This is a genomic window from Novosphingobium sp. (genome assembly GCF_030696665.1).
Lineage (GTDB): Bacteria > Pseudomonadota > Alphaproteobacteria > Sphingomonadales > Sphingomonadaceae > Novosphingobium.
Map to the genome: position 1 here is coordinate 68323 of NZ_JAUYRV010000026.1, position 11648 is coordinate 79970.

The 11648-nt window shown below is 63.2% G+C and carries 8 protein-coding genes; 2 read left to right on the forward strand and 6 right to left on the reverse strand.

Annotation, left to right across the window (positions count from 1 at the left end; translation table 11 throughout):
* Positions 1 to 22: 22 nt before the first annotated feature.
* From Q8R81_RS05960 to Q8R81_RS05970, 3 genes are read right to left on the reverse strand one after another with little or no spacing between them, the layout of a single operon-like run.
* On the reverse strand, positions 23 to 1432 hold the full coding sequence (locus tag Q8R81_RS05960; RefSeq protein WP_305616526.1) for a mannitol dehydrogenase family protein: 1410 nt from the start codon (positions 1430 to 1432) through the stop codon (positions 23 to 25).
* Entirely contained in the window at positions 1429 to 2829 is a 1401-nt protein-coding gene (gene uxaC, locus Q8R81_RS05965) for a glucuronate isomerase (protein WP_305616527.1), read from the reverse strand. Before uxaC ends, Q8R81_RS05960 begins: the two co-directional genes overlap by 4 nt.
* A gap of 28 nt (positions 2830 to 2857) precedes the next feature.
* A complete protein-coding gene (locus Q8R81_RS05970; protein ID WP_305616528.1) occupies positions 2858 to 3616 on the reverse strand; it encodes a FadR/GntR family transcriptional regulator in 759 nt (252 codons plus the stop codon).
* Between the two features lie 104 nt (positions 3617 to 3720).
* On the opposite strand from Q8R81_RS05970, the gene manD reads away from it, so the two are divergent.
* Both manD and Q8R81_RS05980 read left to right on the forward strand, forming a co-directional pair.
* Positions 3721 to 4929, forward strand: a complete 1209-nt coding sequence (manD, locus tag Q8R81_RS05975; protein ID WP_305616529.1) for a mannonate dehydratase — start codon at positions 3721 to 3723, stop codon at positions 4927 to 4929.
* Between the two features lies 1 nt (position 4930).
* Positions 4931 to 5851 carry a sugar kinase gene (locus Q8R81_RS05980; RefSeq protein WP_305616530.1) on the forward strand — a complete coding sequence of 307 codons (921 nt, stop codon included), beginning with the start codon at positions 4931 to 4933 and terminating at the stop codon, positions 5849 to 5851.
* Here Q8R81_RS05980 and Q8R81_RS05985 read toward each other — a convergent pair.
* From Q8R81_RS05985 to Q8R81_RS05995, 3 genes are all read right to left on the reverse strand, one after another.
* The gene (locus Q8R81_RS05985; protein WP_305616531.1) at positions 5848 to 7086 is read right to left on the reverse strand and encodes an MFS transporter; all 1239 of its coding nucleotides are present in this window, start codon (positions 7084 to 7086) and stop codon (positions 5848 to 5850) included. The two genes, Q8R81_RS05980 and Q8R81_RS05985, sit on opposite strands and share 4 nt — an antisense overlap.
* A gap of 25 nt (positions 7087 to 7111) precedes the next feature.
* Complete coding sequence (locus tag Q8R81_RS05990) at positions 7112 to 9763, reverse strand: glycoside hydrolase family 2 TIM barrel-domain containing protein (protein ID WP_305616532.1); 2652 nt, start codon at positions 9761 to 9763, stop codon at positions 7112 to 7114.
* A gap of 167 nt (positions 9764 to 9930) precedes the next feature.
* A complete protein-coding gene (locus Q8R81_RS05995; protein ID WP_305616533.1) occupies positions 9931 to 11529 on the reverse strand; it encodes a carboxylesterase/lipase family protein in 1599 nt (532 codons plus the stop codon).
* Positions 11530 to 11648: the final 119 nt, after the last annotated feature.

Genomic DNA, 11648 nt, shown 5'->3' on the forward strand with positions numbered 1-11648 from the left:
CCGCCACTCTTCAATCCTCAATTCAGGCCGCCGTCTGCACCCCCGTGCAGGCGGCGGTCAGCGTTTCAAGATCTGCGGGCGTGGGCTGCCATGTTCCTGCGAGCGGGCCATTGCCGGTGAACAGGGCGGTGGCGGCATCGTGCGGGTTTGGGTTGCGGTTGACGATGGCGGTCAGCTTTTCGGCCAGCGGATCGTCTACCGGGCCGTTTGCGCCGGTCAGATGGTGGAGCCATGCGGCGATGGCTTGCAGGATGGCGGGGCAATTGCGGCCTTGGGCGGCGTTTTCGGCGAGGGTTTCGAGCCAGCGCTGGGGGATTTTCTGGCTGCCGTCCATCGCGATCTGGATGAGGCGGTGGTTCAACGCGGGGTTGGCGAAGCGGGCGATCAGGGCGTCGGCATAGGCGGCGAGGTTCTGGTTTGGTGCAGGCGTGATGGTGGGCGCGGCCTCGTGGCGCATCAGCGTTTCGGCCAGATGGTGCAGGGCGGGGTCGGCCACGGCTTCGTGAACGTAAGTGTGGCCGGCCTTGAGGCCGCAGTAGGCGAGCGCCGAGTGCGCGCCGTTGAGCATGCGTAGCTTGGCGGTTTCATAAGGGGCGACGTCTGCAACCAGTTGCGCGCCGACCGCTTCCCATTTGGGGCGGGGGCCAGCGAACTTGTCCTCGATCACCCACTGGCTGAACGGTTCGGTGACGACGCAGGCTTCATCCTGCAGGCCGCCGAGGGCTTGGGCGATGCCTGCGCGGTCCTCGTCGGTCGTGGCGGGCACGATGCGGTCGATCATGGTCGATGGGCAGGTGCAGTTGGCCTCGAACCATGCGACCAGATCGGGTTCGTGGCGGGCGAGGTATTGCCCCATCAGCGCGTGGAGCTTTGCGCCGTTGTCGGCCAAGTTGTCGCACGGGAGCAGCGTCACGCCCGGCAGGCCTGCGTTGCGGCGGCGGAGCAGGGCTTGGGTGACGAAGTAGTAGAAGCTGAGCGAATGCGCCTGCTCGAAATCGAGGTCGCCGCTGGCGGTGCGGCAATAGCCTTTCTCGGTGACGGTGAGGCTGATGATGTGCGTGGTGGGAGCGGCTACGGCGGCGATGACGGCGTCCGGCTCCTCGCTGGCGACGAGGACGTTGCGGACCGCGCCGATGATGCGCAGCGCGGAGCCTTCACCCGATTGCTCGGCCACGGTGTAAAGCCCGCCCTGCGGGTTCATCTGCCGCGCCACGCCGGGGGAGCGGAGCGAGACGCCGGTGATGGCCCAATCGCGCTCGCCCAGATTCCCATTATCCAGATTTAGGGCGGCATCGGTGTACCACGCCTGATGTGCGCGGTGGAACGCGCCGATGCCGAAGTGGACGATGCCCACGGCTTGGGCGTCACGGTCATAGAGCGGGCGGGCGACTTCGGCGGGCAAGCTGGCCAGCGTTTCGGGCGAAAGCCTCACAGCTTGTAGGCCTTCCTGGCAAGGTTGTAGGACAGGTCTTGCGCCAGTTCAGCCGCTTCCCAGTCCTCGATGCGGTGTTCCATCACCAGTTCGGCAAGGAAGCCGCAGTCGATGCGGCGGGCCACGTCGTGGCGCGCGGGGATCGACAGGAAGGCGCGGGTATCGTCGTTGAAGCCGACGGTGTTGTAGAAGCCCGCCGTCTCGGTGGTCATGTGGCGGAAGCGCTTCATGCCCTCGGGGCTGTCATGGAACCACCATGCCGGGCCGAGCTTGAGGCAGGGATAGTGGCCCGCGAGCGGCGCGAGTTCGCGGGCGTAGGCGCTCTCGTCCAGCGTGAAGAGGATGATCGAGAGGTTGCGGTCGTTGCCGAAACGGTCGAGCAGCGGCTTGAGCGCGTGGACAAAATCGGTGCGGGTGGGGATGTCCGCGCCTTTGTCTCGGCCAAAGCGTTCGAAGACGGCGGCGTTGTGGTTGCGGAAGCTGCCGGGGTGGATCTGCATGACGAGGCCATCGTCGATGCTCATGCCCGCCATCTCGGTCAGCATCTGGGCGCGGAACAGTTCTGCGTCGGCGGCTGAGCAACCGCCCGCGATGACGCGGCCAAACAGCGCCTCGGCTTCAGCAGGCGAGAGGTTGGCGGTGGCGGCGGTGGGGTGGCCGTGGTCGGTGCTGGTCGCGCCCATGCTTTTGAAGAAAGCGCGGCGGGTGCGGTGGGCGGCGAGGTATCCGCGCCACGTGAGGCAATCCTCGCCGGTCAGTTCGGTCAGCGAATCGAGGTTCGCGCGGAAGCCTTCGAAGTCCGGGTCCACCACCGGATCGGGGCGATAGGCGGTGATGACGCGGCCTTTCCAGCCCGACTGACGAATGGCAACGTGGTGTTCCAACGTGTCGATGGGGCTTTCTGTGGTGGCCAGCACTTCAAGGTTGTAGCGATCAAACAGCGCGCGGGGGCGGAATGAATCCGTGGCCAGCATCTCGGTGATCGTGTCGAAGTAAAGATCTGAAGTTTCTGCGCAAAGCTGCACGCCCATGCCGAACGCTTCGGCGAACACCCAATCGAGCCACATGCGCGAAGGCGTGCCCCGGAACAGCCAGTACGCTTGCGCAAACAGCCGCCACGCCGCGCGCGGATCGACGGTCTTGTTGCGCACGCCCAGGTCTTCCATCGCCACGCCCTGCGAATAGAGCATGCGGAAGACGTAGTGATCGGGCACCAGCAACAGGTCCGTGGCGTTGCCGAACGTCTCGTTACCCGCAAACCAGCGCGGATCGGTGTGGCCGTGCGGGCTGATGATCGGCAGGTCCCTGACGCTGGCATAAAGCTCCCGCGCCAACGCACGCACCGAGGGTTCGACCGGCAACAGGCGGTCGGGGTGTAAGTCCAGATTGCGGGGCATTAGTCAGTCTTTCGGGTAGCGAAACATTTCAGGCCGTGGCGCGGGCATAGCGGTCACGGCGGGCCTGCGTCGCTTTGCGCGCTTCGGCCAGCGCACGTTCTTCGGTGGCAAAAAGCAGCCCTTCAAGTACGGCGGACAAGTGCGCGCGCATTGCCGCGCGGGCCGCATTGGGATCGCGCGCGCGCAGCGCTTCAACCACTGCGGAATGTTCCTCGACCACAGGTTTGACATTCGCATGCCGCGCCTTTTCGTGCAGGAGAGCCGCTTCGGGCGATGAAGCGCGCAAGTCCCACAGGCGTTCGATGGCATTGAACACGGCCACGTTGCGCGTCGCGCGTGCGATCGCCAGATGGAATTCCCGGTCGGCGCTTTCCGTACCGTTGGGATCCTGATTTTCCTCGGCAATGCGCTGCACCAGCAGTTCGATTTCGGCAACATCAGCATCGGTGACCTGCGTTGCCGCCAGTGCAGCAGCCTCACCCTCAAACAGCAGGCGCGCCTCGGTCAACTCAAATGCGGTGACGTTGAAGCCCGGGCGATCTTCTTCACCCGGCAGGCGCCTGACGTATGCACCCGAGCCGATGCGCACTTCGACCAGCCCTTGCACTTCAAGCGCGATGATTGCCTCGCGCACTGTCGGGCGGCTCACTTCATAGCGGACCGCAAGGTCGCGTTCGGCCGGAAGGCGCGAACCAACCGGATAGCGCCCGCTGGAAAGTTCTACGAGCAGCGAACGCGCAAGATCCTGATAAAGCCGATCGTTCGATTTGGTTGCTGCAAGAGCCATTCGGGAAACTTTCTGGTAATACCAATTCTCGGAACTTGACAGACCGAAATCCGCGCGTCAATCGGTCTTACCACATCGTCAAAGTCAGCGCGAGTTCCTGTTCCATGAAAATCACCGCCGCCCGAGTCATCGTCACCTGCCCGGGCCGGAACTTCGTGACGCTCAAAATCGAGACGGATCAGGGCGTCTATGGCATCGGCGACGCCACGCTGAACGGGCGCGAGCTGTCGGTCGTTGCCTACCTTCAGGAACATGTGGTGCCGTGCCTGATCGGGATGGACCCGCGCCGCATCGAGGATGTCTGGCAGTACCTGTATCGCGGGGCCTATTGGCGGCGCGGGCCGGTGACCATGCGCGCAATTGCGGCGGTCGATATGGCACTGTGGGATATCAAGGCCAAGATGGCCGGCATGCCACTTTACCAATTGCTTGGCGGGCGCAGCCGAGACGGGATCATGGTCTATGGCCATGCCAACGGATCGGACATTGCCGAGACGGTCGACGCCGTCGGCCACTATATCGACATGGGCTACAAGGCGATCCGCGCGCAGACCGGGGTGCCCGGCGTGAAGGATGCCTACGGTGTCGGGCGCGGGAAGCTCTATTATGAACCCGCCGATGCCGCGCTTCCTTCGGTGACCGGCTGGGATACGCGCAAAGCGCTGAATTATGTGCCCAAACTGTTCGAAGAACTGCGCAAGACCTATGGCTTCGACCACCACCTCCTGCATGACGGACATCACCGCTACACGCCGCAGGAAGCAGCCAACCTTGGCAAGATGCTTGAACCGTATCAGCTGTTCTGGCTGGAAGACTGCACACCTGCCGAAAATCAGGAAGCGTTCAAACTGGTCCGCCAGCACACCGTCACTCCGCTGGCGGTGGGTGAGATATTCAACACGATCTGGGATGCCAAGGATCTGATCCAGAACCAGCTGATCGACTATATCCGCGCCACCGTGGTGGGAGCAGGCGGGCTGACGCATCTGCGCCGCATTGCTGACTTTGCCAGCATGTATCAGGTCCGCACCGGCTGCCACGGCGCGACTGATCTGTCGCCCGTAACGATGGGCTGCGCGCTGCATTTCGACACATGGGTGCCCAACTTCGGCATTCAGGAATACATGCGCCACACTGATGAAACCGACGCCGTTTTCCCGCACGACTACTGGTTCGACAAAGGCGAGTTGTTCGTCGGCGAAACCCCCGGTCACGGCGTTGACATCGATGAGGCGCTGGCGGCGAAGTATCCCTACAAGCCCGCCTATCTTCCGGTTGCCCGGCTGGAAGATGGTACGATGTGGAACTGGTGAGATGACGAGGACCGTATTCGTCGGGGAGGCCATGTTGGAACTGTCGCAGGATGGATCCAACTGGCGGCTTGGCTATGGCGGCGATACGCTGAACACCGCGATCCATCTGGCGCGTGCGGGGATTGAAACGGCCTATCTCACAGCGCTCGGCACTGATCCCTTCAGTGCGGATCTGAAGGCGCGCTGGGCGGCTGAAGGACTGGACACAGGCCTCGTGCTGTCGGACCCTGCGCGAAATCCGGGGCTTTATGCGATCACCTGTGACGAAGGTGGCGAACGCAGTTTCACCTACTGGCGGGGCGAAAGCGCCGCGCGGGAAATGTTCGCGTGCGAAGGAATCAAACCGGCACTGGAACGCGCGGCGAGCGCTGACATTCTCGGTTTTTCGCTGATCACCTTGGCGATCCTGCCCGAAACTGGCCGCCTTGCGCTATTGAATCTTGCCCGAACAGTGGCCGATCGCGGCGGCATGGTTGTCTTTGATGGCAACTATCGTCCGCGCTTGTGGCCAGACCGGGCAGAGGCGATGCGGTGCCGCGACGCCGCCATTGCAGCCTCGACCGTCGGTTTGCCCACGCTGGAAGACGAAAGCGCGCTTTCTGGCGAAACGTCCGGTGCCGCAGTGGCCAGCCATTGGGCCAGCCTTGGCTGCCGACAAGTGGTGGTCAAACTCGGAGCCTTGGGCGCGCACCTTCCGGACGGCACGGTCATTCCGCCGCCCGAAGTGCTCCGGCCCGTGGACACATCGGGCGCAGGCGATGCTTTCAATGGCGGTTTCCTTGCCGCACTGGCCGGTGGTGGATCAGTCGCCGATGCGGTGATGGCGGGTCATCGCCTTGCCGGATGGTGCATCATGCATCGCGGCGCGATTCCGCCGAGGCGCGATCCTGGCCGCAAAGCATTTCCCGAACGTACGGTTTAAGCCTTGCGTTCGCGCAGCAGGCTCCACAGCACCACCGCAGCCAGCAGATCCAGCGCAGCCAGCGCGACGAACAGCGGGTTGTAGCCAAACACGTCTGCGCTCTGCCCGATCAGCAGCGTAAACAGCATGCCGCCGATCCACGCCGAAGTGCCCGCCATGCCGCTCGCCGTGCCGACAGTACGGCTGTCGAACACGTCGGCGCACAGCGTGATCAGCGCGCCGTTCAGCATCTGGTGGGCAAAGCCGCCGATGCAGAACAGGGCAATCGCCATGCCCGGCGTCGTGGCAAGGCCGATGCAGGCGGGGCCGACCATGCAGATTGCACCCAGCGTCATCGTGATCTTGCGCGATGACAGCAAGGATTTGCCTCGGGCCATCAACCACGGCGGCAGCAGTCCTGCAGCAAGGCTTCCGAAATCGGCAGCAAGGAACGGAAGCCACGCCCACAGCGCAATGGATTTGAGGTCCAGCTTCCACACCGCCACCAGATAGAGCGGGATGAAGAAGTTGAAAGTCTGCCACGCCGGCTCCGCCAGAAAGCGCGGCACGGCAATGGCCCAGAAGGAACGGCTGCGCAGAACGTCGCCTTTGGTCGCAGGCTTGGTGGCATCGGGCTGGTTCATGGCTGCGATGGCGTCCCGCTCTGCTTGCGACAGCCGGGGATGAACTGCCGGATCGCGATAGCCCCACCACCACATCCCGGCCCAGACAAGGCTCAGCGCGCCGGTCACGATAAACGCCGACTGCCAGTTCCATGCAAGGATGCAGAAGGCCACCAGCGGCGGGGCAATCATGTTGCCTACGCTCGTGCCCATCTGGAACAGGCTGGTGGCCAGCGGGCGTTCCTTTGGCGGGAACCACTGCGCCACGGTCTTGGTGCCTGCCGGTATTGCCGCAGCCTCGCTTGCGCCAAGCAACGAGCGGAAAAACGCAAGGCTCATCCAGCCCGTGGCAAAGGCATGGGCCATGTTGCTCAATGCCCAGCCAACCGCAAACAGGAAGAAGCCTAGCCGCGTGCCCAGTGCATCAAGCACCGCGCCGGCAACCGTCTGCATCACCGTGTAGCTGGCCTGAAACGCCAGCACGACCCAACTGTACTGCTCGGTGCTCATCGCAAATTCGGCTTTGAGCGTGGGTGCCGCCACCGACAGCGTCGAGCGCGCAAGGTAGTTGAGGATCGTGCCAAGCGTGATCAGCGCGATGATCCACCACCGCAGCGGAAGTTTCCTGAGCATGTGTTGTTTCCGTTGCGTCAGCAGATCAGCGCAGCCGCTCAATCTCGATCATCGAGACCCGGGCATCGCCGGTGCCTGCTGTGAAATCCAGCGCAAGACCGCCCTTGGCCTTGACCGTGAAGGTCTTTGCTTCGGCCACAGCACCTGCAGCCGGTGTGGCAGGCTGGAATTTGCGCAGCACCGCCTTCCTGCCGATCGTCACGTCGAATGTGCCGGGTTTCTGCGTCGAAGGCGTCGCGAACCACAGGGTCACACGGTAGCGGCCATCCGCCACCGGCACGCGATAGGCAAAGCTGCCGGTACGAAACGTGGCCAGTGCTTCACGCTCCTGCGTTCCGGTGATCACGGCAGGAACCGAAGGTTTGCCATAGTTGGCGGGTATGTCGAGCGAGCCGACATCGCCGCCCTCGAACCAGTTGTCCGAGCCAAGCACGCGATCGTTGCCTTTCCCGGCCACAAGCGTGCCGGTGTCGATCACCATGTGGCGCTTTGTCAGCGGAGCCAGTGTCCACGCGGCGGTGTCTTCGATCTGACCGCCCGCATGCGTGCCCCGTGCGACAAGGGCATTGGCGCCTTCGTCCAGCGCCACGGCGTTCCAGACGCAGATCTTCTGCGGGCAATCGCTTTTGACGCCCATCGAACGCCCGTTAACCAGCAGTTCGGTGCTCGCCGTGTTGCTGTAAACCTTCACGTCCGTCACCGGATAGGCGCGTGCGGCATAGCGCTTCGACGTGATGTGGACCATCGGTGCCGGGTTCCAGTTCGCCTTGTAGAAATAGTAGGCGTCCTTGCGGGTCTTGTGATCGTAGGCGACAAGGCCCTTGGTGTTGATGTCCTGCGCATCACCTTCGGTGCGGACGGTTGTGGCAAAGTCGAACGAATTCCACAGCCAGGTGGCATAGAGCCAGGGCCGCGCATCTAGCTGCGCCAGTGCGGTTTCGTGGATATAGCTTTCGTATTCCTCGGGCTGCGCCGCCCCGCGTGAATCCACCGGCGCGCCCAGCACGTTGTCAGTGTGGATCGTCAGCGCACCGCCCGCGCCATATTCGGTCACGGCCAGCGGCTGGTCCGGACGCTTTGCACGCAGTCCGTCCAAATGCCCTCCAAGGTCGCCCGCCTGCCCGAAATACCAGCCAAAGTAACGGTTTGCGCCGCCAAGGTCAGCCGCCGGTGCGGTGATCGGAATTTCGATGTCCGATCCAAACAGGCGTCCCTCGCAGCAGGTGGCCAGCGCGGTCGGGCGCGAAGGGTCTTCCTTCTTCGCCAATGCGTGCAATTCGTCCAGCAGGGGCAGGGGATTGATGTCCTTGCCGTCGGCACCGCCGGTAAGGAAGGCCGGGAGGGAATTGCCGAAATCGACCTCGTTGGCGATGCCCCAGATGGCGGATGCTGCGTGGTTCTGGTTCTGGCGGATAAGTTCGGTCAGTTGTGATTTGGCATTGGCGACAAAAGCAGGATCGGCCTCGCGCTTGCCCCCCAGCGTCCACATCGAGACCAGCGGGATCTCGTCCCACACCACGATTCCGGCACGGTCGGCAAGGTCGTGAATGTCCTGCCCATGCTGGTAGTGCGTTAGCCGGATAGAGTTGGCACCCATCTCGCGGATCGTGGCGACGTCTTGCGCAACGTCACTGCGTGAAATCGCCCAGCCTTTGCTGTCGCGATCCTGGTGATAGCCGACGCCTCTGAGGCGATAGGACTGGCCGTTGAGGAAAAAGCCTTGGGCCGGGTCGAATGCCATCGTGCGGACGCCAAAGGGCTGGCGCAAGGCGTCAGTCACCTGTCCGTTGGCCTCGGAAAGCTGGACCACCAGATCGTACAGGTAAGGGTCGGTTGTACCGTGCCAGAGGTGGGGGTTCGACACGGTGAGCTTTGCGCTGACGTTGCCGACTTTGCCCGCAGCAAATGTGGCGGGGATCATGGTGGAGGCGGCTTCGCGGCCCTCGCGGTCAACCAGCGCAATCTTGATCATGGCCTTTGTTGGACGCGCGCCATCGTTGGCCACCTTCACCGCAACATCTACAACTGCCTGCTGTGCATTGGCCGATAGGGTCGTTCCGCGCACGCCCGGCCCTCCGGAATCGGCCATATCGATATGCAGCAGTGCGGTGGTGACAAGGCGAACGGGGCGATACAGCCCGCCGTGCACAAAGAAGTCACCGGTCAGCGGCAGGATGTCTGCCGTGGCACCGGCAGCCTTGGGTTGGCTGCTGTCAACGCGGACCACAAGCACGTTGTCGTTGCCGGGGCGCATTGCCGATGTAGCATCAAGCCGGAAGCGTGAGAAACCGCCACGGTGCTCTCCCAGATACGTCCCGTTGAGCCACACCTTGGCGGTGCGGCTGGCGGCGTCGAATTCCAGCCACTGGCGCTTGCCCGCGCTGCCCGCTGGCGCGGCAAAGTGCAGGCGATACCAGCCGATGCCCTGCCGCTTGTTCACGGTGGCGGGCGTATTGGCACCGCCAAGGTTGTGATGATAGTACCCCACACGGTTCCACGTATGCGGCACGGATACGGCCTCCCACGCAAGGTCACCGAAATCCGGAGCCACTGCTTCGGGAACATCGCCATTGAAGAAACGCCAGCCGGAATCCAGCTCCACAACCGCGCGCGTGTCCTGCGCAAGGACCGGAACTGCGGCGAAAGTGACCGCCAAAGCCGATGCGGCCAACAGCATCGGACGCATCACATTCCTGCGCCGAACTGACGAAAACGTAGGCATCCTGGCTTCTCCGGCGTCACCTGATTTTGGTAAGTCCGATTTGTGGAGGAATTCATGCGGCTTTGCAAGATGCGTTCGTGGATTCAAGAAGATTTGGTAAGACAGGTGGCGTTGCCCGTCGCTCATTGACCGGCCGGGGCTGGCTCTGAAAACCGATCCTTGAAGAATTCCAGCCTGTTCCTGTCCGGCCATGCTTGCTGCGTAACCGACCCGCCAAACTCGACAAGGCGGGGTCGTGACGGCGCGAGCCTTGGCCACAGCATGCCCTGCAGCGCAGGCTTTCCGGTGCGCGCGAATTCGACCAATGCCCGCACCATCGTCTGGCTCATCGCGCGATCCGCACTGGTCCATTCGCGCGTGCGGCGATAACGGTTGAATGCGTCAAGCGTCCCTAGCCAGAACGGCACTTCCGATGTGTGGTACGCCCCCGCCGTTGCAGCATCGAGATCCGGGAACGACACGCCTTCCACAAAGGAATGCGCCCGGGCGAACTCGTAAGAATAGACCGGCGCGCTGCCATAGGCGTGTTGGAGCTCTGCCCAATCCAACATGCTGACGGCCACCGTCCCGTCCCGGTCGGCCGTTCGGGCCTGCACTTTGGCCTGCGCGTCTGTACTTGCTGAATAAAGCGACAGAAACCGCTCCGCTCCGCTGCCAAACTGCGCCCTGGCCTTTTCGCGATAGTCGGCCACGCCACTGACCGCGCCGATGCCGCCAAGGGCCTCGTCACGGGTGAATCCCACGATCAGCGGGACGTCACTGTGTGACTTGCGGGCAAATAGCTCTGCGATCGGCGCGGGCAGCAAATGGCCGTCAATCGTGGGGCCGGTTGTGGGGCCACCCGGCACGCGCGGCACGACGAGGCGGTCTGCCGGCATGGTCCGCAATTGGGCGAGATATTTTGCCTTCCACACCGCCACGAGTCTGGTGCCGTCCTGCTCTGCCTGTTTGAGTGGCGGCATCCGGATGGGGCCGCCGATCATCGCGCCGCTCATGCCGAATGCGCGATGGAACAGCCCTTTGACGAGCGGGCTGGCCTGAAGCGCCAACACCGACATTGATCCTGCGGACTGGCCGACGATCGTGACGTTGCCGGGATCGCCCCCGAACTTTTCGATATTGCGCTGAACCCAGCGAAGGGCTGCGACCTGATCGAGCAAGCCATAGTTGCCTGAGCTTCCATTGGGCGATTCAGCGCTCAGTTCCGGCAGGGCGAGAAAGCCTAGCGGGCCGAGGCGGTAGTTGAGGTTTACGAAGACAGCGCCCTGTTGACCAACGGCTTCCCCACCGTAGATCCCGGTGCTGCCAGAGCCGACAAAGAATGCGCCGCCGTGGATAAACACGATGACGGGCGCCTTTTTGAGATCGGGCCGCGTCCAGACGTTCAGGTAAAGGCAGTCTTCGGATACGGTTTCCGCGCCGGAGTACTGGTTGGCATTGCTGTTGCGCAGCGGCTGGATGCATTGCGGAGCGAAAGCGGCTGCGTGGAGCACGCCGTTCCATGATGCGGGCTGCATCGGCTCTTTCCAGCGCAGGTCGCGCACCGGCGGGGCGGCATAGGGAATGCCAAGATACGCTTGCACGCCCGAAGGCAGAACAGTCCCTTCGATCAGCCCGCTTTCAATCCGGAGTTGATCGGGCGCGGTGTGATCCTGAGCAAGGACTGGCGAAAGTGATGCGGAAAATGCGGCGAGCGCGCCCGCCAACTTTGCAATGCCCACGCCGCTTCCCCTGATCTTCGATTGGACCGCTGCGTTATCGTGCGCTGCGTGTAGAGGCTGTCCAATAGCCAATATTTGGCCTTACCACAAGCCTGCGGTGACTAAGCTCGCGTCGAGGC